The sequence below is a fragment of the Enterobacter sp. SES19 genome, assembly GCF_011765665.1.
Lineage (GTDB): Bacteria > Pseudomonadota > Gammaproteobacteria > Enterobacterales > Enterobacteriaceae > Enterobacter > Enterobacter pseudoroggenkampii.
Genome location: NZ_CP050320.1, coordinates 157,098 through 179,097 on the forward strand (window position 1 = coordinate 157,098; position 22,000 = coordinate 179,097).

Annotated in this window: 22 protein-coding genes; 10 read left to right on the forward strand and 12 right to left on the reverse strand. The window is 56.0% G+C overall.

All coding sequences use genetic code 11. The features are described from left to right. The first annotated feature begins 3 nt into the window (after positions 1-3). Positions 4-852: a glycosyltransferase gene (locus tag GXP72_RS00715; protein ID WP_024906613.1), complete on the forward strand. Its 849-nt coding sequence runs from the start codon at positions 4-6 to the stop codon at positions 850-852. A 15-nt stretch (positions 853-867) separates the two neighbouring features. Further along, positions 868-1,782, forward strand: coding sequence for a capsular polysaccharide synthesis protein (locus GXP72_RS00720; RefSeq protein WP_244319934.1), 915 nt, complete (start codon positions 868-870; stop codon positions 1,780-1,782). Between the two features lie 34 nt (positions 1,783-1,816). On the opposite strand, the gene GXP72_RS00725 is transcribed toward GXP72_RS00720, so the two are convergent. From GXP72_RS00725 to gpmM, 3 genes are read right to left on the reverse strand one after another with little or no spacing between them, the layout of a single operon-like run. Next, positions 1,817-2,749, reverse strand: coding sequence for a divergent polysaccharide deacetylase family protein (locus GXP72_RS00725; protein ID WP_045907903.1), 933 nt, complete (start codon positions 2,747-2,749; stop codon positions 1,817-1,819). Between the two features lie 3 nt (positions 2,750-2,752). Beyond that, positions 2,753-4,012 (reverse strand): murein hydrolase activator EnvC, encoded by a 1,260-nt coding sequence (gene envC, locus GXP72_RS00730; protein WP_024906610.1) that lies wholly within the window; start codon positions 4,010-4,012, stop codon positions 2,753-2,755. 33 nt (positions 4,013-4,045) lie between these two features. Then, entirely contained in the window at positions 4,046-5,590 is a 1,545-nt protein-coding gene (gene gpmM / locus GXP72_RS00735; protein WP_090420381.1) for a 2,3-bisphosphoglycerate-independent phosphoglycerate mutase, read from the reverse strand. A 247-nt stretch (positions 5,591-5,837) separates the two neighbouring features. Here gpmM and GXP72_RS00740 point away from each other — a divergent pair, with 247 nt between their 5' ends. The 5 genes from GXP72_RS00740 to cysE all read left to right on the forward strand — a co-directional run bounded on the left by GXP72_RS00740 (position 5,838) and on the right by cysE (position 8,947). After that, positions 5,838-6,269: a rhodanese-like domain-containing protein gene (locus GXP72_RS00740; RefSeq protein WP_023309913.1), complete on the forward strand. Its 432-nt coding sequence runs from the start codon at positions 5,838-5,840 to the stop codon at positions 6,267-6,269. Between the two features lie 11 nt (positions 6,270-6,280). Then, a complete protein-coding gene (gene grxC / locus GXP72_RS00745; protein ID WP_008502715.1) occupies positions 6,281-6,532 on the forward strand; it encodes a glutaredoxin 3 in 252 nt (83 codons plus the stop codon). Positions 6,533-6,564: 32 nt separating this feature from the next. Further along, a complete protein-coding gene (gene secB, locus GXP72_RS00750) occupies positions 6,565-7,032 on the forward strand; it encodes a protein-export chaperone SecB (RefSeq protein WP_003860835.1) in 468 nt (155 codons plus the stop codon). Then, positions 7,032-8,051: an NAD(P)H-dependent glycerol-3-phosphate dehydrogenase gene (gpsA, locus tag GXP72_RS00755; RefSeq protein WP_024906608.1), complete on the forward strand. Its 1,020-nt coding sequence runs from the start codon at positions 7,032-7,034 to the stop codon at positions 8,049-8,051. The genes secB and gpsA overlap by 1 nt, the downstream gene beginning before the upstream one ends. Positions 8,052-8,125: 74 nt before the next feature. Beyond that, positions 8,126-8,947: a serine O-acetyltransferase gene (gene cysE / locus GXP72_RS00760; RefSeq protein WP_008502718.1), complete on the forward strand. Its 822-nt coding sequence runs from the start codon at positions 8,126-8,128 to the stop codon at positions 8,945-8,947. On the opposite strand, the gene trmL is transcribed toward cysE, so the two are convergent. The 9 genes from trmL to GXP72_RS00805 all read right to left on the reverse strand — a co-directional run bounded on the left by trmL (position 8,944) and on the right by GXP72_RS00805 (position 19,099). After that, positions 8,944-9,417, reverse strand: a complete 474-nt coding sequence (trmL, locus tag GXP72_RS00765; protein ID WP_048992826.1) for a tRNA (uridine(34)/cytosine(34)/5-carboxymethylaminomethyluridine(34)-2'-O)-methyltransferase TrmL — start codon at positions 9,415-9,417, stop codon at positions 8,944-8,946. The genes cysE and trmL overlap by 4 nt on opposite strands. Positions 9,418-9,462: 45 nt before the next feature. Beyond that, positions 9,463-10,803, reverse strand: coding sequence for an aromatic acid/H+ symport family MFS transporter (locus GXP72_RS00770; protein WP_048992829.1), 1,341 nt, complete (start codon positions 10,801-10,803; stop codon positions 9,463-9,465). A 182-nt stretch (positions 10,804-10,985) separates the two neighbouring features. Then, a complete protein-coding gene (gene lldD / locus GXP72_RS00775; protein ID WP_008502721.1) occupies positions 10,986-12,173 on the reverse strand; it encodes a quinone-dependent L-lactate dehydrogenase in 1,188 nt (395 codons plus the stop codon). Beyond that, positions 12,170-12,943: a transcriptional regulator LldR gene (lldR, locus tag GXP72_RS00780; protein ID WP_023294814.1), complete on the reverse strand. Its 774-nt coding sequence runs from the start codon at positions 12,941-12,943 to the stop codon at positions 12,170-12,172. Before lldR ends, lldD begins: the two co-directional genes overlap by 4 nt. After that, positions 12,940-14,595, reverse strand: a complete 1,656-nt coding sequence (gene lldP / locus GXP72_RS00785; protein WP_039267048.1) for an L-lactate permease — start codon at positions 14,593-14,595, stop codon at positions 12,940-12,942. The genes lldR and lldP overlap by 4 nt, the downstream gene beginning before the upstream one ends. A gap of 339 nt (positions 14,596-14,934) precedes the next feature. After that, a complete protein-coding gene (locus GXP72_RS00790) occupies positions 14,935-15,297 on the reverse strand; it encodes a YibL family ribosome-associated protein (protein ID WP_024906604.1) in 363 nt (120 codons plus the stop codon). 58 nt (positions 15,298-15,355) lie between these two features. Next, on the reverse strand, positions 15,356-15,946 hold the full coding sequence (gene mtlR, locus GXP72_RS00795; protein WP_047347596.1) for a mannitol operon repressor MtlR: 591 nt from the start codon (positions 15,944-15,946) through the stop codon (positions 15,356-15,358). After that, positions 15,943-17,106, reverse strand: a complete 1,164-nt coding sequence (gene mtlD, locus GXP72_RS00800; RefSeq protein WP_208763390.1) for a mannitol-1-phosphate 5-dehydrogenase — start codon at positions 17,104-17,106, stop codon at positions 15,943-15,945. The genes mtlR and mtlD overlap by 4 nt, the downstream gene beginning before the upstream one ends. A gap of 85 nt (positions 17,107-17,191) precedes the next feature. Next, positions 17,192-19,099: a PTS mannitol transporter subunit IICBA gene (locus tag GXP72_RS00805; protein ID WP_208763391.1), complete on the reverse strand. Its 1,908-nt coding sequence runs from the start codon at positions 19,097-19,099 to the stop codon at positions 17,192-17,194. Between the two features lie 657 nt (positions 19,100-19,756). On the opposite strand from GXP72_RS00805, the gene GXP72_RS00810 reads away from it, so the two are divergent. The 3 genes from GXP72_RS00810 (at position 19,757) to GXP72_RS00820 (ending at position 21,951) form a co-directional block, all read left to right on the forward strand. After that, positions 19,757-20,113, forward strand: coding sequence for a DUF3302 domain-containing protein (locus GXP72_RS00810; protein WP_024906600.1), 357 nt, complete (start codon positions 19,757-19,759; stop codon positions 20,111-20,113). A 2-nt stretch (positions 20,114-20,115) separates the two neighbouring features. After that, a complete protein-coding gene (locus GXP72_RS00815) occupies positions 20,116-21,252 on the forward strand; it encodes an HlyD family secretion protein (RefSeq protein ID WP_024906599.1) in 1,137 nt (378 codons plus the stop codon). 90 nt (positions 21,253-21,342) lie between these two features. Then, the gene (locus GXP72_RS00820; RefSeq protein WP_157188431.1) at positions 21,343-21,951 is read left to right on the forward strand and encodes a glutathione S-transferase; all 609 of its coding nucleotides are present in this window, start codon (positions 21,343-21,345) and stop codon (positions 21,949-21,951) included. Positions 21,952-22,000 lie beyond the last annotated feature (49 nt).

Here is a 22,000-nt window from a genome sequence, read left to right on the forward strand (position 1 = left end):
GCCATGAACGAACTGATTTCAGTAATCATCACCACCTACAACAGAGAGGCGTTGCTGGAGCGCGCAATTCGTTCAGTTATTGCTCAGACATACCCTGCGGTAGAATTGGTTATTGTTGATGATTGTTCTAATGAGCAAACCGCTCAACTTATCGAGCGTATGCGCGCGGAGTGTGAAGCGCGTTTTGTGCATTTCATCTACGAACGTAACGAAAAGAACAGCGGTTCTAACTTCAGCCGTAACCGGGGTTATGCGCTATCGCACGGCGTGTTTGTGACGGGGCTGGATGATGACGATTATTTCCTGCCAGAACGTCTGACGAAACTCGCTGAGCGGTATGATGATAAGTATGCCTTTGTGACGGATACCCCCGCCCGGCTTGATAAGACCCACCGCACTTATCCGGATACTGATGATAAAAGGATAATTGCGCTACAGGATATTTTGTGCGAAAACGTGGTGGGCAATCAGGTCTTGACCACTAAAGAAAAACTATTAGGGGTAGGCGGATTTTCTCCTGAAATTAAACAACAGCAAGATCGCGACGTCTGGATTAAATTAATTCTGAAATATGGTCCAGGTATCAAGTACAGTTTCAGTACTGCGATGGTGGATGCTGAACACGGGAGCGATCGGATTACGTCGCAAGTTAAAAAATACAATGCGTACCGTAAGCTCTATTTTAAATATCGACAGTACATGTCTGAAGTTACTCGCAGTAATAACTTGTTCCAGCTCATGTCTTTTCGTGGGTTTAAATCGACTCGTATGAATTGTTTATTACGAGGGCGTAAAAAAGACGCTAAGTTAAAAATGAAACTGCTTCGCCGTACGCTAAAAGAGCTATTCTGAATTTATTAAGGTGAAATGATGAATCTCAATGCAACGAATAAGCTCATCAAGAAAACCCGACGCTGGCACAAAAAAACGGGTTTTTCTCTTTTTCAGCGTGCGGCCAGCCATTTTGAGCGGAAGAAAAAAGAGACAATTTTTAGCGTTATTGATGATCTGCATGTTCAGCCTGACGCTGCGCAACTAACTGAATCGGAACAATCACGCGTCATCTGGATCTGCTGGTTCCAGGGGCTCGATAGCGCGCCTGAGTTGGTGAAACGATGCATTGCATCTGTTCAAGCAAACACGCCGGATGCGCAGGTCATTATCCTGACGGATGAGAATATCCCTGACTACCTTACTCTCCCTAAACACATCAAAACGAAATACCAGGCGGGGCTGATTAGTAAGGCGCAATACTCTGATATTGTTCGCTGTTCTCTGCTGTATCAATATGGCGGGATCTGGATGGACGCCACGGTGTTCATGACGAAGCCGGTGCCGGAAACATTTTTTGAGAACACCTTCTCATCACTACGTTTTGATTCACCTGAAAACGCATTGAGCCAGGGTTACTGGACGGCCTATTTTCTTGCAGCCCAAAAGGGATGCTCACTGGTAAAGACGGTTCGGGATATTCTGTATCGCTACTGGCAACACCACGATATCCTGATTGAATACTTCCTGATTGATTACAGTTTCTTATATGCGCGCGAGTGCTATCCGCAGTTTCGTCAGATCATGGATCAACAGCCGGTCACCGGGAATAATCGCTTTCTGATTCGCCAGTTCATCTCAGCGAAACCTGATTTGACGACCATGGCGATGCTAAATAATGATCCCGTGGGCATTTATAAGCTCTCGCACAAAGAACAATACCAAACTACAGACAACGGCCAGCCGACGTTGTATAGCCAGATCCTCGACGGTTCTTTCGAACTGAAGTGATAAAAAAGCCACCATGACGGTGGCTTTTTTATCGTCAGGCTTTCTTACCCCATCCCTGCCACTGCTGCTGGACGTATTTCACCAGCGTGCTGTTGCTGATGCTGTCTCCGATAACAGAGAAGAAGCGGGTCGCGTAGACCGGTTCAAGCGGCTGCTTCGGTACACAGCGCTTCACGCCGCGGAACGGATTACGCGGCGCTGTAGGGACGGGCTGCGCAGAATTCGGTGTGGAGGTATCCACCTGCGGCTCGTTCAGCAGATCGCTCGGACGTACAAGCGTGATATCGGAAGGCAAGGTCGGCAGCATTTGCTGCAGGACGCGAACGGTAGACGGGTGCGGGTGACCGATGGCAATGGCCGAGCCATTACGGCGGGCCAGCTGTACCGCGCGATTAAACTGCATGCGGATATCAGCTTCGTTCTGGGTATCATCCAGGAACACCTTACGCTTAATCACCTTTACGCCCGTTCCCTGAGCGGCGCGCATCGCCTGGCTGTTGCCGATGGTCATGCTGTCGAGGAAGTAGAGGTTATAACGCTCCAGCGCCTGCATCACTTTGAGCATCCCGTACAGGCTGGAGGTCATCGCACTGCCCATGTGATTGTTCAGCCCAACGGCGTACGGCACTTTGTTGTAGGCGTCGCGGATGATGCGCTCGATCTCCTCGCTGCTCATATCCGGGCGCAGGGTATCTTTTTCCAGCGGCTGCTTGCTGAGCGGTGCCATGGGCAGGTGGATGAGAACCTGATGACCGCTGCTGTGGGCTTTGGTCGCCATCTCACGCGCGTGAGGGGCATTCGGAAGGACGGCGACAGAGATGGCCGACGGCATCGCCAGCACCTGATTTTCATAGTGTGGACGATAACCGAAGTCATCAATCACGATAGCGAGTTTACCTGCGTATACCGGTGCAGCCAGCGCCAGCGCGCTGACGACGGAGAAAACGATTCGACGAAATTGAAGCAAAACTTATCTTCCCAACCACGGCTGTGGATTGACCGCCTGACCCTGACGACGAATTTCGAAATAGAGTGACGGGCGGCCCTGACCGCCACTGCTGCCCACAAGGGCGATGGGTTGGCCGGCGCGCACCTGTGTGCCGACGCTGACCAGCGCGCTCTGGTTGTAGCCGTAAAGACTCATATCACCTTTACCGTGTTCGACCACCACCACCAGTCCGTAACCCTGCAGCCAGTCGGCCAGAATCACGCGGCCATCGGCAATGGCTTTCACTTCGCTACCTTCAGACGCACCGATAACGATCCCTTTCCAACGTAGCTCACCCTGCAGCTGTTCGCCATAGCGATGCAGAATTGAACCGCGAACGGGCCAGAAAGCCTGACCGCGAGGCGAGCCTAAACCGCCGGTACGCGACATCAGGGAACGTTCGCTCTCGCTTGGCTTGTAGGTGGTCCCTTTGCGGGACGCTTCCTGCTGCTTATCGCGAACGGCCTGCGCCTCGCGAGCCTCTTTTTCGGCGCGCGCTTTCGCCGCCGCTTCTGCCCGGGCAATGCTGTTACGCAGTTTGGATTCGTTGGCGCGCATTTCGCTTAGCTGGCTTTGACCTTCCTGAATGGAGGATTCAAGGCCGGAAAGGGTTTTCTTACGTTCGTTGCGGGCCTGCTCCAGCTTCGCCTGCTGGGCCTGCTGATCGTAGAGCAGCGTCTGCTGCTGGCTCTGCTTCTCTTCCAGCTCGGCTTTTTGTGTGGAGACCTCTTCGCGCGTCTGCTTCAGCTGCGCGATCGTCTCCTGACGCGCCTGGTTGAGATAGCCAAAGTAGGCCTGCAGGCGCTGGCCGCGCTGGCTCTCTTCGCCGCTGAGGATCAGCTGGAGTCCGGTATGTTCACCCTGGCGGAATGCGGCATCAAGCTGTGCGGCAAGATTGCGCTCTTGCGCATCGCGCTGGCGCTCCAGTTTGGCAATTGACGCGTTCATCTCGTCGATCTGTTTATTCAACTGGGCGAGGGTGTTTTGCGTTTCACGGAGTTTACGCGTGGCGGCGGAGATCGCCTCTTCCTGCTGCTTGAGCTGGGCGAGCAGGGTGGAGCGCTGCTGCTGCTGCTGGCGCACCGCACGCTCTTTGGCGGCGATATCGGCCTGAATAGATTTCAGCTGGTCGCGGTCATCCGCATGGGCGGATGCGGCGCACAGCAATACGCCAGCGCTGAGTGCGCTGGCGTAAAACAGAGGTCTGACTGATAACCTAAGCGGCTTCACGACCCATGTGATTGAAAAAATCGCCTTTCCCCTCATGGGGAGCGATTATTCCACGATGAACAGCGGCTTACCAGTCATCTCTTCAGGGATCGGCATCCCCATCAGCGACAACATGGTTGGCGCGATGTCAGAAAGCTTGCCGCCTTCCACTGCTTTCAGTGATTTATCACCCACATAAATCAGCGGAACAGGCAGGTTGGTATGGGCCGTGTGCGCCTGGCCGGTCGCCGGGTCGCGCATCTGTTCAGCGTTTCCGTGATCCGCGGTGATCAGCAGCTGGCCGCCAACGGATTCAACCGCTTTCGCAACCTGCTCAACGCAGTGGTCCAGCGCTTCAACCGCTTTCACTGCCGCTTCCATCACCCCGGTATGACCGACCATGTCACCGTTCGGGTAGTTACAGATGATGGTGTCGTACTTACCGCTCTTGATGGCCGCAACCAGTTTTTCAGTCAATTCTGCAGAGCTCATCTCTGGCTGCAGATCGTAGGTGGCCACTTTCGGGGAGTTGATCAGAATGCGGTCTTCGCCTTTGAACGGCTCTTCAACGCCGCCGTTAAAGAAGAAGGTGACGTGCGCGTACTTCTCGGTTTCAGAGATACGCAGCTGCGTTTTGTCGTTCTTCGCCATCCACTCGCCGAAGGTATTGGCCAGCGAGGCGGGTGGATACGCGCATGGGGCTTTGATGTCTGCCGCGTATTCGGTCAACTGGATGAAGTCGAGTTTCACCACTTTCTTGCGGGCAAAACCGTCGAAGTCGCTGTTGACGAACGCACGGGTGATTTCGCGCGCGCGGTCTGCGCGGAAGTTCATGAAGATCAGCGCATCGCCGTCTTCCATGGCGGCATCAGCCTGGCCTTCAGCACGGATTACGGACGCTTTCACGAATTCGTCATTTTCATCACGTGCATAAGCCGCTTCCAGCGCTTCAACGGCGGTCGCGAACTGGAATTCCCCTTTTGCCAGGGTCAGCAGGTCATAGGCCTGTTCAACGCGATCCCAGCGGTTGTCGCGGTCCATGGCGTAGTAACGACCAATGATGGAGGCAACGCGGCCTTTACCCAGCGCGGCGAATTTGTCTTCGAAGGCTTTCAGGGAGCCTTCTGCACTGCGTGGTGGCGTGTCGCGACCGTCCAGGAAGGCGTGCAGATAGATTTTTTCCGCACCGCGTTCAGCGGCCAGCTCAACCATCGCCATGATGTGATCTTCGTGGCTGTGAACGCCGCCTGCAGAGAGTAGGCCCATGATGTGAACGGCTTTGCCAGCGGCAACGGCTTTATCAACCGCACCAGACAGCGTTGGGTTGGAGAAGAAGGTGCGTTCTTTGATTTCAACGTCCAGACGCGTCAGGTCCTGGTACACAATACGCCCGGCGCCCAGGTTAACGTGACCGACTTCAGAGTTGCCCATCTGACGGTCCGGCAGGCCCACTTCCAGGCCAGACGCGTCAATCAGCGTATGCGGACGTTTTGCCCACAGGGCATCCATGACCGGGGTTTTGGCGTTGAAAATAGCGTTATCCTGGCTGTCTTCACGGTAGCCATAGCCATCCAGAATCACCAGTACCATAGGTTTTTTAGAAACCGACATTGCGACAACCTCATGCTCAAGAGTCAAAATTTGCGTAATTTTACTACAGCTGAATCGATCAAATAGCCGCAGAAGATCAAAGAAAGCGCTGGGGCAAGGTGCTGACCAGACCATTTTGAGGCATTTTTTTAGGTGGCATGCCGCAGAAAATGGATTAGGTTAGGGTCGCTGGCTGTATTTGCCAGAACGCACAGGTATACTCCTGTCCTGGTTTTTTTTATCACTTAGTCGGGAGTAGTTACCCTCCATGCAAGAAATTATGCAATTCGTTAGCCGCCATCCGGTTCTGAGCATCGCGTGGATTGGCCTGCTGGCTGCTGTGCTGTTCACCACGTTTAAGAGCCTGACGTCTAAGATTAAGGTTATCACCCGTGGTGAAGCGACGCGTCTGATTAACAAAGAAGATGCCGTCGTTGTCGATCTGCGTCAGCGTGACGATTTCCGCAAAGGTCACATTGCGGGCGCAATCAACCTGTTGCCAGCTGAAATCAAAGCGAACAACGTCGGTGAGCTTGAAAAACACAAAGCCCAGCCGATTATCGTTGTGGATGCGACCGGCATGCAGGCACAGGAATCTGCCAGCGCGCTTCATAAAGCAGGCTTCGAAAACGTAACGGTGCTGAAAGAAGGTATTTCCGGCTGGAGCGGGGAAAATCTTCCTTTGGTGCGCGGTAAATAAGGAGTTCAGTCATGGCCCATATTGAGATCTATACCAAAGCGACGTGCCCGTTCTGCCATCGTGCGAAAGCGCTGCTGAACAGCAAAGGCGTCACGTTCCAGGAACTGCCGATCGACGGTGACGCGATTAAACGCGAAGAGATGATCCAACGTAGTGGTCGTACGACGGTTCCACAGATTTTTATTGATGCGCAGCACATTGGCGGCTGTGATGACTTGTATGCGCTCGACGCCCGTGGTGGACTCGATCCGCTGCTGAGCTAAGAGACTTTAGGACAATTAAAAAGGGTATTTCCATGTCAGAACAAAACAACACCGAAATGACTTTCCAGATCCAGCGTATCTACACCAAGGACGTCTCTTTCGAAGCGCCAAATGCGCCACACGTTTTCCAGAAAGATTGGCAGCCAGAGGTTAAACTTGATCTGGATACCGCATCTACCCAACTGGCAGATGACGTGTATGAAGTCGTGCTGCGTGTGACCGTTACCGCGTCTCTGGGCGAAGAAACTGCATTCCTGTGTGAAGTACAGCAGGGCGGCATCTTCTCTATCGGCGGTATCGAAGGCAACCAGATGGCGCATTGCCTGGGTGCGTACTGCCCGAACATTCTGTTCCCGTATGCGCGTGAATGCATCACCAGCCTGGTTTCTCGCGGTACATTCCCGCAACTGAACCTTGCGCCAGTTAACTTTGATGCGCTGTTCATGAACTATCTGCAGCAGCAGGCTGGCGAAGGTGCTGAACAACATCAGGATGCCTGATGAGCACTGTTAATGCGTCAATGACTGTGATCGGTGCCGGCTCATACGGCACCGCTCTTGCTATCACGCTGGCAAGAAATGGTCACGACGTGGTCCTGTGGGGCCACGACCCAAAACATATCGCCACGCTGCAGCGCGATCGTTGCAACGTTGCGTTTCTCCCGGACGTTCCGTTCCCTGACTCCCTGCACCTTGAAAGCGACCTTGCGACCGCGCTGGCGGCCAGCCGCAACATTCTGATTGTGGTTCCGAGCCATGTCTTTGGCGACGTACTGCGTCAGATTAAGCCGCTGATGCGCCCGGATGCGCGCATTGTCTGGGCGACAAAAGGACTGGAGGCCGAAACCGGACGCCTGCTGCAGGACGTTGCCCGCGAAGCGCTGGGTGATGCGATCCCGCTGGCGGTCATCTCCGGCCCGACCTTTGCCAAAGAGCTGGCCGCTGGCCTGCCGACGGCGATTTCGCTGGCCTCAACCGACCAGGCCTTCTCCGACGATCTTCAACAGTTGCTGCACTGCGGCAAGAGCTTCCGCGTCTACAGCAACCCCGATTTTATCGGCGTGCAGCTGGGTGGGGCGGTGAAGAACGTGATTGCGATTGGCGCCGGGATGTCCGACGGCATTGGTTTTGGTGCCAATGCGCGTACGGCGCTGATCACCCGCGGGCTGACCGAAATGTCCCGCCTGGGCGAAGCGCTGGGTGCCGATCCGGCCACCTTTATGGGGATGGCAGGCCTGGGCGACCTGGTGCTGACCTGTACCGACAACCAGTCTCGTAACCGCCGCTTTGGCATGATGCTCGGACAGGGCAGCGATGTAAAAGGCGCGCAGGAGAAGATTGGTCAGGTGGTTGAAGGCTACCGCAATACCAAAGAAGTCCGCGAGTTGGCACACCGTTTCGGTGTCGAAATGCCAATAACCGAGGAAATTTATCAGGTATTGTATTGCGGAAAAAATGCGCGCGAGGCAGCATTGACCTTATTAGGTCGTGCGCGCAAGGACGAGCGCAGCAGTAACTAGTCGGAACCGTTGTCATCTGAATGACCCAGCCAGCGCAGAACTGGCTGGTCATTAACTATCGTCTGGAGTAAGCAATGCCGTGTGAAGAACTGGATATCGTCTGGAACAATATTAAAGCCGAAGCCCGGGCGCTGGCCGACTGTGAGCCTATGCTGGCCAGTTTCTACCACGCAACGCTACTCAAGCACGAAAATCTTGGCAGCGCGCTGAGCTATATGCTCGCCAACAAGCTGGCTTCCTCGATCATGCCAGCTATCGCCATTCGTGAAGTGGTGGAAGAGGCTTATGCCGCAGACCCGGAAATGATCGCCTCTGCCGCCTGCGATATTCAGGCCGTGCGCACGCGTGACCCGGCGGTCGATAAATATTCTACGCCGCTACTGTACCTGAAAGGCTTCCACGCCCTGCAGGCTTACCGCATCGGCCACTGGTTGTGGAATGAAGGCCGCCGCGCGCTGGCGATCTTCCTGCAAAACCAGGTTTCCGTGACGTTCCAGGTCGATATTCACCCGGCGGCAAAGATTGGCCGTGGGATCATGCTCGACCACGCTACCGGGATTGTCGTCGGGGAAACGGCGGTGATTGAAGATGACGTCTCGATCCTGCAGTCGGTCACCCTGGGCGGTACCGGTAAAACCAGCGGCGATCGCCATCCAAAAATTCGTGAAGGGGTGATGATTGGCGCGGGCGCCAAGATCCTCGGCAATATCGAAGTCGGGCGCGGCGCGAAGATCGGTGCAGGCTCCGTGGTGCTCCAGCCTGTGCCACCGCATACCACTGCCGCTGGCGTACCGGCGCGCATCGTCGGTAAACCAGACAGCGATAAGCCGTCCATGGACATGGATCAGCACTTCAACGGCATTCACCATACCTTCGAGTATGGTGACGGCATTTAACTTCTGAGAATGGCGCCCGGGTAACCCAGCTGGCGCCAGGCTTCATACACCACGACCGACACCGCGTTCGACAGGTTCATGCTGCGGCTGTCCGGCATCATCGGAATACGGATTTTCTGCTCGGCGGGCAGGGTATCCAGGATCGTGGCCGGCAGGCCGCGGGTTTCCGGGCCAAACATCAGATAGTCACCTGCCTGATAGCTCACGGCGCTGTGTGCTGGCGTGCCTTTGGTGGTCAGGGCGAACATGCGCTGCGGCTGCTCGGCTTCCAGAAACGCGGCGTAATCGTGGTGGCGAACGACGGCGGTAAATTCATGATAATCCAGCCCTGCGCGACGCAGACGTTTGTCGTCCCACGTAAAGCCCATCGGCTCAATGATGTGCAGACGAAAACCGGTGTTGGCACACAGGCGGATGATATTGCCGGTGTTCGGCGGAATTTCTGGTTCGAATAAAACGATGTTAAGCATGCTGCCCCCTTAATTACGGGGGCAGAATAGCAGAAAAGAGAGGAACTACGCGACGCCGGGTTCCTGCGAGCGGCTGTACAGCATTTTGTAGACGGTTGCCGCAGCGGCCACCAGAGCGGGCACGCTGAGGATCATTAAAATACTGTCTGCCTGCCACTGCATCGAAAGAAGCTGGGCGCTGGTCATGGTACCCGCCACGCCGCCAAAGCGGCCGATCCCCTGCATCCAGGCGATGCCCGTCGCGCGGCACTCGGTGGGGTAAAAGGTGGCGGCCAGAGTCTGCATGCCCGACTGCGCGCCGTTCATCGCGATCCCCATCAGGAAAATCAACCCGCCAAACAGGGCGATATGGTTATGCTCAATGCCGAGCAAAAGAATAAGGCCCATCGTCAGCACGAAACCACACGCAACCACCCTGTGCGCTTCCCAGCGGTCCATCATCCAACCTGCAAGCAGGATGCCGGCGGTGCCGCCGAAGGTGAACAGCGAGGTGAGCCAGGCGGATTCAGCCAGCGCATAACCCATCCCCTGCATCAGCGTCGGCATCCAGCTCAGCAGGACGTAGTAGATGACCAGCCCCATAAAATAGGTCACCCACAGCATCAGGGTGCCGGGCAGCCAGGGCATGGAAAACAGCTGCGACACGCTCCCTTTTTTAGACGCGATTTTCTCCTCCGCCAGGAAAAAGCCCGAGACGCTCTCCAGCGTGCCGCGGGCGAACCGGCTGGCAATGCGGCGGACCTGCATGACGTCTCTCCCGCGCTGCACCAGAAACTTCACGGACTCCGGTAAAAACAGCGCCAGCAGCAGCGTTAAAATCAGCGGCGCAATCGCGCCGGTCAGCAGCACGCTTCGCCAGCCGTGGTGGGGGATAAGCCAGGACGAGATCGCGCCGCCGCCCGCCGCGCCCAGAGGGAAGCCGCAGTACATGGTATTAATCGCCATGGCGCGGCAGCGCTGGGGGGCAAACTCGGAGATCAGCGTAATGGCGTTCGGCATGGCGGCGCCGAGCCCCAGGCCCGTCAGAAAGCGCCACAGCGTCAGGGTATTGATGCTTTGCGCCCAGGCCGTGCCCAGGCTTGCCAGGCCGAAGAACAGACACGAAAAGACCAGCACCCGCTTGCGCCCCATCCGGTCCGATACCGGACCTGCGATCAGCGCGCCCAACGACAGCCCCAGCAGCGCTGCGCTCAGCACCGGCCCCAGATCCTGTTTGTGTATCCCCCATTCTGCCGACAGCGTAGGCGCGATGTAACCCATCGCTGCCGTATCAAAGCCATCGATCGCCAGAACCAGAAAGCCCAGCACAATGAGCAGCCAGTGAAACCCTGAAAAGCGACTGTCGTCGATCACCTGCTGAATATCCACCTTACCTGAATAGGTCATACGCTCCCCTCTGATGTGATGTTGTTTTTGTGTTCTTGTCTTTGCTTGTCTATACAATTGCGGACGGCAGGTGGATGTCAAATTTTCTTATCCAATATGTTATCTGGATGTTATTTTCGGCATAAAAAAGCGCCCGAGGGGGAGATCGGACGCGTGAGAAAGAGGCGTTAACGAGGGGGGATTCAGGCCGCGTTTCCCTGAGCAAGGGGAGCCAGCGCTGCAGGTAGTTTGCTTAACTCCTGCACCAGGGAATCCCTGCTGATTTCGCTAATGGTTTTCGCACCGGTCAGCGTCATCGCCACCTTCATCTCTTTTTCGATCAGGTTAAGCAGATTCGCCACGCCTGCCTGGCCGGCCGTCGCCAGGGCGTACAGATACGCGCGTCCCAGCAGCACGCTGTCGGCACCCAGCGCAATCATACGCACCACGTCCAGCCCGTTGCGGATCCCGCTGTCGGCCAGGATGGCGATATCGCCTTTCACCGCATCGGCAATAGCTGGCAGGGCGCGGGCGGAGGAGAGCACCCCGTCAAGCTGGCGTCCGCCGTGGTTAGAGACCACAATCCCGTCTGCGCCAAAGCGGACCGCATCGCGGGCATCTTCCGGGTCGAGGATCCCCTTGATCACCATCGGGCCATCCCAGAATTCGCGGATCCACTCCAGGTCTTTCCAGGAGATGGACGGATCGAAGTTATTCGCCAGCCAGCCGATGTAATCTTCCAGCCCGGTCGGTTTGCCAAGGTAGGCCGAGATGTTCCCCAGATCGTGTGGGCGACCGTTCAGGCCGACGTCCCACGCCCACTGTGGATGCGTTACCGCCTGCCAGTAGCGGCGGAGCGCCGCATTTGGGCCGCTCATGCCGGAGTGCGCATCGCGGTAGCGCGCGCCGGGGGTCGGCATATCAACGGTAAAGACCAGCGTGGAGCAGCCCGCCGCTTTAGCGCGCTCCAGCGCGTTACGCATAAAGCCGCGATCGCGCAGGACGTACAGCTGGAACCACATCGGCCGCTTGATGGTTGGGGCAACCTCTTCAATCGGGCAGACGGACACGGTGGAAAGGGTAAACGGAATGCCTTTAGCATCTGCGGCGGCGGCGGCCTGCACTTCACCGCGACGGGCGTACATGCCGCATAAACCGACAGGTGCGAGCGCGACCGGCATGGAAAGCGTTTCGTTAAACAGTTTTGTCTCAAGGCTCAGGTCAGACATATTCTTCAGCACGCGCTGGCGCAGAGCCACCTCCGACAGATCTTCCACGTTGCGGCGCAGGGTGTATTCGGCATACGCCCCGCCGTCAATGTAGTGGAACAGGAACGGGGGCAAAATGCGCTGCGCCGCGGCGCGATAGTCACTGGCTGCTGAAATGATCATGCTTTGTTCTCCCTGGAAATATCACTGTCGCCAGGCAGACGGGTAATACGCGCCTGTCGGGCCTGGTCTTCATCGAATCGTTTGATGGTGGTATGCACGAAACCGAGATGCGCCATCATCGCTTTGCGCGCGGCTTCGGCATCACCGGCCAGAATGGCGTTGAGCACCGCCTCGTGTTGTTCGGTCAGTTGGGCAAACACCGGCGGAACCAGATACATACGCTGGCGGCTCTGCTTCACGGAGGATTGCAGCAGGTCGAAGAACCCGCGCATGGTCTGGAGCAGCACGACGTTGTGCGACGCCTCGGCAATCGCCAGGTGAAAACGCACGTCCGCCTGGGAGGCGATGTCCGGGTCGCTGCTTTGCGTGGCCTCAAAGCAGGCGATGAGTTTCTCTTTGTCGGCGTCGGTTGCCCGCATGGCCGCGTGCCAGGCGGTACTGGTTTCGATGGCGTGACGCGCTTCAAGGATGTCGAAGCTGTAGTCCGGGTCGTTCTCCATCAGCGTCTTCAGCGGCTGAACGATGTTTTGCTCGGACCAGTCGTCATGCTGCCAGCGTACAAAGGTGCCGCCGCCGCGACGGCTTACCAGCACCCCTTCGCTGACCAGCGTCGCCAGCGCCTCGCGCAGTGAATTGCGCGACACGCCAAGCTGGGCGGCGAGCTGGCGTTCGGCGGGCAACTTCATGCCCGCTTCAAGCTGTTGTTCTTCAATCAGCGCCCGCACGCGAGAGGCAATCTCGTCGGACAGGCGTCTGGGCATCACTATCATGGGATCATCCAGGTTAAGACATAGGCCTGCAGGGTGGTGATCACCCCGACCATGCAGGTGAATATCAGGCTGTGTTTCACGGTAAAGCGGAACAGATCCGACTCTTTACCGACCAGTCCCACCGCCGCACAGGCAATGGCGATGGATTGTGGGGAGATCATTTTCCCGGTCACGCCGCCGGTGGTATTTGCGGCCACCAGCAGGACGTCCGACACGCCAATCTGCTGGGCCGCCGTGGCCTGCAGCGCGGCAAACAGGGCGTTAGACGAGGTATCTGACCCGGTCAGGAACACCCCCAGCCAGCCAAGGAACGGCGAGAAGAAGGTGAAGGCGTGGCTGGTATGCGCCAGCGCCAGTGCCAGCGTCGATGACAGGCCGGAGTAGTTCGAGATAAACGCGAACGCCAGCACCATGCCGATGGAGTAGATCGGCAGCATCAGCTCTTTAACGGTCGCCGCAAAAGTCTGCACCGCAGCCGCAGGTTTCATGCGCAGCCACACCACGGAAAGAATAGCGGCAAACAGGATGGCGGTCCCGGTGGCGGAGAACCAGTCGAATTTATAGACCGCGGCATACGGCGTGGCGGCGTGCACCACCGGCGGCATACGGGCGACCATCTTGTCGAGGAACGGCACCGAAACGTTAATCACCATGTCGTACAGCGCGCCACCCGGGGCGAACAGGGCTTTAAACGGCGGGATGCTCCACAGCGTAACCGTGGCGGTCAGGAACAGGAACGGCGACCAGGCGCGGATCACCTGTCCTGCGGTATAACCGGTGCGGGCCAGGGTTTGATCGACCTGCGAGGCGCCCATGTCGGCGAAGCGGAAAATACGGACCGGCTGCCAGCGTTTCAGGAACAGCGTCAGGCAGACCAGGGAAACCAGCGAAGAGATGATGTCCGGCAGCTCCGGGCCGAGGAAGTTCGAGCTGAGGTACTGGGCAATCGCGAACGAACCGCCCGCCACCATCACCGCAGGCCAGGTCTCCTTCACGCCGCGCCAGCCGTCCATAATCGCCATGATCCAGAACAGGACGATAATGGTCAGGAACGGCAGCTGGCGACCGACCATCTGGCCGATCTCGAAGCTGTCCAGCCCGGTGACCTGCCCGGCCACCAGAATCGGAATACCCATCGCGCCAAACGCCACCGGCGCGGTGTTCACAATCAGGCACAGGCCCGCAGCATAGAGTGGGTTAAAGCCCAGACCCACCAGCAGCGCGGCGGTAATCGCCACCGGTGCGCCAAAGCCTGCCGCACCTTCCAGAAACGCCCCGAAGGAGAAGCCGACAATCAGCATCTGCAGGCGCTGGTCCGGCGTGATGGAGAGGATTGACGAGCGGATAATGTCGAACTGCCCGGTTTTCACCGAGATTTTATAGACAAAGACCGCCGCGATGATGATCCACGCAATCGGCCACAGGCCGTAGAAGAAACCGTAGACGACGGAGGCCAGCGCGCGATCGACCGGCATTTTGTAGAAGAACAGCGCCACCAGCAGGGCGATGGCGACGGTGTACGTCGCGGCAAGGTAGCCCTTCAGTTTGAGCTTAATCAGCGCAAAGAAGAAGAACAGGATCGGAAGCGATGCGATCAGGCTCGACAGCCAGATATTGCCGGCCGGGTCGTAGTTTTGTTGCCAGAGGCTCATGCAGGTCTCCTGGGGACCAGACAGCCTGCGCTGCGGGTGAGTCTCCGCTCATCTCTGCATCACAGTCTGTGTAAAAGTGGTCCTGCCAATATTGTGTTGTAGGGTTAATGACAATGAATGGTTAACCAGATGTTATGAGCTAGCAATGATTTTGTGAGCGGAAATAATGGAATTGTGAACCAGGGGAGAAAGAAAAGGGGGATTGGTTGGGCCAATTTGAGGCGGGGGGTGGGGCCTGATGCCCTCACCTCGACCCTCTCCCACGGGGAGAGGGAGAAAACCGCACCGTACAGTCCCCTCGCCCCTTTGGGGAGAGGGTTAGGGTGAGGGGGATAAGTATCAGAACGCGGTCTTACAAAAACCCGTCATCTCTTTCAGGCCCATTTCGCGGCCAAGCTCGGTCATCGGGTGTACCACCACCAGACCACGGACGCTTTTCTTCAGCTTGCCCATGTCGGCCTGTTCTTTTTTGGTGATCGCGCGACGGTGCGGCATGTTCATCAGTTTCTGCGCTTCTTTGCTCAGCTTCTGGCCTTTCACTTCGCGCAGGCGCTCGATTTCTGTTTCCAGCGTGGCGACCTCTTTTTCCAGCTCGGCGTACTTCTCGGCGGAATCGACCAGTGACAGGCCCGCCATCTGGTGACGGATCAGATCCAGGCGGTCGCTCAGGCGTTTAATTTCGTTCTTTTCGACTTCTTTCATGACAAATAACTCTGAAAACGGGGAATTTACAGGGGAGGATACACCAATGTGAGCAGGCTTACTTCTGAAACGCTTTTTTTAAGCTGATTCGTGAAATCAGCTCAGTCAGGGAGAGAACCATCGTGGAACGGACAACCTGTTGATAACGCAGCTTTTGCATCGCGTAGAGCTCAGGGTCGCTGTTATCAAAATGGGGAGCAGGGGGCAGCGCGGTGACGCAGTGCAGCTCGCCGAAGGGCCCCAGGATCTCATCATCGGTAAAGGTGTATTCGTTACCGTCATGATTGAGTTCTTCGCGCAGCGCCATTAACAGCTCCGCATCTTCATACTCTTGTCGGTTCAGCACGCCAAGACCATAAATCAGCTTCAGACGCACGGATAAATCGCCCAGCGGTCCGTCTCCGTCCAGTAACGGTTCTACAGCATATTTTACCGCGTAGTCGTCTTTGCGAAACACCTGAAGCACCAGGATATTCACCGCCTCGGTTAACAGCTCGACGGCGGCAATCAGGAAACTTCGTACGGTTTTGCCAGCATTCAGACGCTCAAGCACACGATTTTCAAAGGCCTGGGTTTGTTCCATTATTGCCTGCATATCTGACAATCTGTTATCTGGGCGCAGGCTAACCTGCGCCGCATTCTGCATCATTTGGTTGCGTTGTATGCGTTAACCGCCTCCACAACCACGTCGCTGTTGGCGTCCAGACCGGAAATCTGCGCCAGCGCAGCCTGTGCGCCTTTGGTATCAATCAGCTGAGCCAGTTCCTGTGCCTGCGGGTCCTGCTCGCTGCGGTAGTGCATTGCGGCGGCAATCCCTTTCACCAGGTTGGCGTGCGGCAGGCCGTATTCCAGCGTGCCCAGCAGCGGCTTAATCAGACGATCGCCCGCGCTCAGTTTGCGCAGAGGCTGACGGCCCACGCGCTCAACGTCATCTTTCAGATACGGGTTTTCAAAGCGACCGAGGATTTTCTGGATGTATGCTGCATGTTTCTCAGCATCAAAACCGTAGCGTTTGATCAGCACCGCGCCGCTCTCTTCCATTGCCCCTTTTACCACCGCGCGGATCTTCTCATCGAGGATCGCGTCACGAATGGTCTGATGACCGGCCAATTTTCCGAGGTACGCGGTTATAGCATGCCCGGTGTTCAGCGTGAAGAGTTTGCGTTCGACAAATGCCATCAGGTTATCGGTTAATTCCATTCCCGGAATGGTCGGCGGGGCGCCTTTAAACTGGGTTTTATCAACGATCCACTCGCTGAAGGTTTCCACGGTCACTTCCAGCGGATCGTGGGTGGCGGATTCGGACGGCGGAACGATGCGATCCACAGCGGAATCCACAAAGCCGACGTGCGCTTCAACCCAGGCTTTATCTTCGTCTGCTACAGCGTTAAGAACGTGGCCTTTCAGCTGCGTGGTGCCGCGCACCATGTTTTCACAGGCGATGATGTTCAGCGGGGTGTCGATGCCCTGCGCTTTACGTTTTGCCAGGCCTTTCGCGACCGCAGGAGCGATGCGCTCAAGGACGACCGGACCTACGGCAGTGGTGACCAGATCGACGCTGGCGATAAGGTCGATAACGTCTTCACCGATGCTGCTGACCGCGTTGACGCCCGATACCGTCTCGACCTGCTCGTTTTCACCGACCACATGGACCTGATAGCTATGACGCGCATTCAGGGCATCCAGGACGACCTGATTCACATCGGCGAATGTCAGCGTAATGCCCGCGTCTGCCAGCAATTTGCCGATAAAACCACGACCGATATTACCTGCGCCAAAATGTAATGCTTTCATAGTGTTAACCTTCATCAATGTTTTTACCCGAGAGGGCTGGGGTGAGGAACGTTTTCCCCTCACCCTAGCCCTCTCCCCGGGAGGAGAGGGAGGAGTACCGTTATTTGTTAAGCAGAGCCAGAACTTCGTCAACGCTTTCAGTCTGTGCCAGACGCTCGATGACGGACTCATCATCCAGCGCGTTGGTCAGGCTGGTAATCACCTGAATGTGCTCGTTGTTGCGAGCGGCGATACCAATCACCAGACGGGCGATGTCGTCTTCTTCTTCACCGAAGCGCACGCCCTGCGGATACTGACAGAATACGACGCCGGTTTTCAGGACGCGATCTTTCGCTTCAACCGTACCGTGCGGCACCGCGATGGATTCGCCCAGGTAGGTTGGCGTCAGTTTTTCGCGTTCCAGCATCGCGTCAACATATTCAGGCTGAACGTAGCCGCCTTTCACCAGCTGCTCACCGGCAAAGCGAATCGCGTCTTCTTTGGTGGCCGCGGTACGACCGAGGAAGATGTTTTCCGCACCCAGCTTAAACAGGTGGGCGTTGCTCTCGTCAAAGCTGTCCTGCAGGCTGGAGCGCACTTTCACTTCGTTATCTTCGTGACGCTGCGCGGCAACCAGACGTTCGGTCAGGCTGGTGTACAGGCCGCTGTCGAGGAAGTTGGTCAACGAGATGTGCTGTGCCTGTGGTACCTGACGCATGGCGCGTTCGGTCAGATCGCGGTGCGTGATAACCAGGTCAACATCCGGCGGCAGGCTGTTAATAGCGCTGTTGGTCACGGAGATGTTGGTCAGGCCCGCATCCTGCACTTTCTTACGCAGCACGCCTGCACCCATTGCGCTGGAACCCATACCGGCATCACAGGCAACGATGATTTTACGCACGTGGCTCAGGTCGTTAGAGACATCACCTGCTGCCAGTGGCGTCGCGCCTTTGGATTCGGCTTTCATGTCGTGCATACGGCGGGTTGCCGCTTCAATGTCATCATCTTCTTTCACTTTGCTGGTTTTCAGCAGGATTGAAGAGACCACGAAGGAGACGGCCATTGCCGCAAAGATCGCCGCGATGTTTGCGAAGTAAGCCCCTTTTGGCGTCATCGCCAGTACCGCCAGGATAGACCCCGGAGAGGCTGGAGAAACCAGACCACCGCCCAGCACGCTCAGGGTGAACACACCGGTCATACCGCCGAGGATAACGGCCAGGATCAGACGTGGGTTCATCAGCACGTACGGGAAGTAAATTTCGTGGATACCGCCCAGGAAGTGGATGATCGCCGCGCCGCCAGCAGACTGTTTAGCGCTGCCACGGCCAAAGAAGATGTACGCCAGCAGAACGCCCATACCTGGGCCCGGGTTGGCCTCAATCAGGAAGAAGATAGACTTGCCGAGATCGTGAGACTGCTGGATACCCAGCGGCGAGAAGATGCCGTGGTTGATGGCGTTGTTAAGGAACAGGATTTTCGCCGGTTCAACGAAGATAGACGCCAGCGGCAGCATCTCGTGCGCCACCATGAAGTTAACGCCTGCCGCCAGAATTTTAGACAGCACTTCAACCGCAGGGCCAATGCCGAGGAACGCCAGAATGGCGAGAATCATCCCGATGATGCCCGCAGAGAAGTTGTTCACCAGCATTTCGAAGCCGGATTTGATCTTACCATCAACCCAGACGTCGAATTTCTTAATCGCCCAGCCGCCCAGAGGACCGGCAATCATCGCCCCGAGGAACATCGGCATATCTGCACCGACGATAACGCCCATGGTTGTGATAGCACCCACGACGCCACCACGGTCACCGCCCACCAGACGACCCCCGGTGAAACCGATGAGCAGCGGCAGGAGATAGGTAATCATTGGGCCAACAAGTTTCGCCAGCGTTTCGTTAGGCAACCACCCTGTCGGAATGAACAATGCGGTGATGATACCCCACGCGATAAACGCGCCGATATTTGGCATCACCATGTTGCTGAGGAAACGACCAAAGCTTTGAACTTTGATCTTGAAATCGGATGACATAAAACACCCCTTCTTCTGTTTACGCTTAGGCTTGTGGCCCGAGGTTTATTGTTAATGAGGCGGCAGAGGTAGCCGGATCCTGTTCTGATGCTGTGAAATCTGGCACTGAATCGTTCAACTGTCCAGACAGCGAAAATTTGTGTGACGCACGTCACTTAAATGTAGGGGGTGTTGACATCAATGAGGTGATCTTTATCACAAAACAGGTGTGCAAAAAAAATACGATGGCGAGAAATACGGCAAAAACCACCACTTTCTGTGATGTTTGTCACGTTTTGTTTTCATGTGTTTGTTTCTGGATTGTGACTGATTTCACAAAATATTTTTATGCGGATTTCTCCGGCTGTGATCGGCGGCAAACTCTGATTCGCGATTCAGCGCCAGGATGATATTGCACGACACGATAAGCTAAAAAACCACTTTTCATGTGTGGTATGGCGAAAAGTTAAAAGGTGGATTACGCTCATATTGTAAGGTTAAGTCTATTATTATTCAGGATATATTTTGACACGCTTATAAACTTGCATGGAGATATTATAAAAATACATACTTCCCGGCCCTGGGAATAATGAACACAACCCCGTGTTTATAAAAATTAATTAGGTTGCGTACCGTTTTATTAATTTAATGAGTTGACGTTGTTTAAGTGAGGAGAATATGTTTCTCAACTATTTTGCGCTGGGCGTATTGATTTTTGTATTTCTGGTTCTGTTTTACGGAATCATCGCCATTCATGACATCCCTTACAATATGGCCAAAAAGCGTAACCATCCGCATGCCGATGCAATTCACACGGCAGGGTGGATTAGCCTGTTTACGCTCCATGCCATCTGGCCGTTCCTGTGGATTTGGGCCACCCTGTACCGCGAAGATCGTGGCTGGGGTATGCAAAACCACATTACAAAGCCTGATGAGGTCCCGGGCATGGATGCGCTCGCCAAACGCGTGGCGGAACTCGAACAAAAGCTGGCCGCGGTAAAGCCTGCTGCTGATAAGAACACGCTGGAGCGCTAATCATGGATCTGTTGATTATTTTGACCTACGTGGCATTTGCCTGGGCCATCTTTAAAATATTCCGAATTCCGGTCAACCAGTGGACGCTTGCCACCGCAACATTAGGCGGCGTATTTATTGTTGCCGGACTTATTCTGTTAATGAACTATAACCACCCGTATACCTTTACGGCGCAAAAAGCGGTTATTTCTATTCCAATCACGCCGCAGGTGACCGGTGTGGTCAGCGAAGTGACCGATAAAAATAATCAGCTCATTAAAAAAGGCGAAGTGTTATTTAAACTGGATCCAGGCCGCTATCAGGCGCGGGTCGACAGACTTCAGGCCGACCTGGTAACCGCGACGCACAATATCGATAATCTGAAAGCGCAGCTGGCGGAAGCCGTTGCCAATACCACGCGCGTCTCCGCTGAACGCGATCGCCTCTATAAAGATTATCAGCGCTACCTGAAAGGCAGCCAGGCGAAGGTGAATCCGTTCTCTGAAAGCGATATCGACAACGCGCGGCAGAACTATCTGGCGCAGGATGCGCTGGTGAAAGGCTCCGTGGCTGAACAGGTGCAGATCCAAAGCCAGTTAGACAGCATGGTGAACGGTGAGCAGTCGCAAATTGCCTCCTTGCGCGCCCAGCTTGCCGAAGCCAAATACAATCTGGATCAAACCGTGGTGCGCGCGCCAAGCAATGGTTACATCACCCAGGTGCTGATCCGTCCGGGGACCTATGCCGCCGCGCTGCCTTTGCGCCCGGTGATGGTCTTTATTCCTGAACAGAAGCGTCAGATTGTGGCCCAGTTCCGTCAGAACTCGCTGCTGCGTCTGAAGCCGGGTGATGAAGCGGAAGTGGTGTTTAACGCGCTGCCGGGCCAGGTGTTCTCCGGGAAGCTTACCGCGATTTTGCCGGTGGTGCCGGGGGGGACCTATCAGGCGCAGGGCGCGCTGCAGTCGCTGACGGTCACTCCGGGTAGTGATGGTGTGCAGGCTATCATTGAGCTGAACCCCAATGCGGAGGTCGATGCGCTGCCAGACGGTATTTTTGCCCAGGTGGCGGTCTATTCGGACCACTTCGCCCACGTCTCGGTCATGCGTAAAGTGCTGCTCCGTATGACCAGCTGGATGCACTACCTCTACCTCGATCACTAATCCTTCCAGGGCAGGAATGCGACACGCAGACCTGCCCTTTTTTCATCGCTTGATCCATACTGACTTTTTTGCAGCATCAAGGATCAGGCAATGAAACTCATCGGTAGCTACACCAGTCCCTTCGTGCGAAAGATCTCGATTCTCCTGCTGGAGAAGGGGATTGAATTTGAATTCATTAATGAACAGCCCTACAACGCGGAAAACGGCGTTGCGCAGTACAACCCGCTGGGGAAAGTCCCGGCGCTGGTGACGGACGAGGGCGAATACTGGTTCGATTCCCCGATAATTGCCGAGTATATCGAGCTGCTGGGCGTTGCCCCGGCCATGCTGCCGGCTGACCCAAAAGCGGCGCTGGCAGTGAAGCAAATCGAAGCCCTGGCCGATGGCATTATGGATGCGGCGTTAACCTCCGTACGTGAACAGGCCAGACCCGCCGCCCAGCAGTCGGAAACGGAACTGTTACGCCAGCGGGAAAAAATCAGCCGCAGCCTGGACAGGTGCGAGCAGCTTATCCGGGAGGGTAAGATTCACCCCGACAGCCTGAACCTGGGGACCATCGCCATCGCCTGCGCCATCGGCTATCTCAACTTCCGCCGCGTCTCCCCGGGCTGGTGCGTCGACCGTCCGCTGCTGGTGAAACTGGCAGACACGCTGTTTAGCCGCGAGAGCTTTGCCCGTACAGAACCGCCAAAGGCTTGACGCGGGTTATAACACTTCGGCGTCGGAGGCGGTACAATCCCTCCACATG

Coding starts and splice junctions, on each gene's coding strand:
- GXP72_RS00715 (WP_024906613.1), top strand. CDS start 4: ATGAACGAACTGATTTCAGTAATCATCACCACCTACAACAGAGAGGCG.
- GXP72_RS00720 (WP_244319934.1), top strand. CDS start 868: ATGATGAATCTCAATGCAACGAATAAGCTCATCAAGAAAACCCGACGC.
- gpmM (WP_090420381.1), bottom strand. CDS start 5,590: ATGTCGGTTTCTAAAAAACCTATGGTACTGGTGATTCTGGATGGCTAT.
- GXP72_RS00740 (WP_023309913.1), top strand. CDS start 5,838: ATGCAAGAAATTATGCAATTCGTTAGCCGCCATCCGGTTCTGAGCATC.
- grxC (WP_008502715.1), top strand. CDS start 6,281: ATGGCCCATATTGAGATCTATACCAAAGCGACGTGCCCGTTCTGCCAT.
- secB (WP_003860835.1), top strand. CDS start 6,565: ATGTCAGAACAAAACAACACCGAAATGACTTTCCAGATCCAGCGTATC.
- gpsA (WP_024906608.1), top strand. CDS start 7,032: ATGAGCACTGTTAATGCGTCAATGACTGTGATCGGTGCCGGCTCATAC.
- cysE (WP_008502718.1), top strand. CDS start 8,126: ATGCCGTGTGAAGAACTGGATATCGTCTGGAACAATATTAAAGCCGAA.
- trmL (WP_048992826.1), bottom strand. CDS start 9,417: ATGCTTAACATCGTTTTATTCGAACCAGAAATTCCGCCGAACACCGGC.
- GXP72_RS00770 (WP_048992829.1), bottom strand. CDS start 10,803: ATGACCTATTCAGGTAAGGTGGATATTCAGCAGGTGATCGACGACAGT.
- lldD (WP_008502721.1), bottom strand. CDS start 12,173: ATGATCATTTCAGCAGCCAGTGACTATCGCGCCGCGGCGCAGCGCATT.
- lldR (WP_023294814.1), bottom strand. CDS start 12,943: ATGATAGTGATGCCCAGACGCCTGTCCGACGAGATTGCCTCTCGCGTG.
- lldP (WP_039267048.1), bottom strand. CDS start 14,595: ATGAGCCTCTGGCAACAAAACTACGACCCGGCCGGCAATATCTGGCTG.
- GXP72_RS00790 (WP_024906604.1), bottom strand. CDS start 15,297: ATGAAAGAAGTCGAAAAGAACGAAATTAAACGCCTGAGCGACCGCCTG.
- mtlR (WP_047347596.1), bottom strand. CDS start 15,946: ATGATGCAGAATGCGGCGCAGGTTAGCCTGCGCCCAGATAACAGATTG.
- mtlD (WP_208763390.1), bottom strand. CDS start 17,106: ATGAAGGTTAACACTATGAAAGCATTACATTTTGGCGCAGGTAATATC.
- GXP72_RS00805 (WP_208763391.1), bottom strand. CDS start 19,099: ATGTCATCCGATTTCAAGATCAAAGTTCAAAGCTTTGGTCGTTTCCTC.
- GXP72_RS00810 (WP_024906600.1), top strand. CDS start 19,757: ATGTTTCTCAACTATTTTGCGCTGGGCGTATTGATTTTTGTATTTCTG.
- GXP72_RS00815 (WP_024906599.1), top strand. CDS start 20,116: ATGGATCTGTTGATTATTTTGACCTACGTGGCATTTGCCTGGGCCATC.
- GXP72_RS00820 (WP_157188431.1), top strand. CDS start 21,343: ATGAAACTCATCGGTAGCTACACCAGTCCCTTCGTGCGAAAGATCTCG.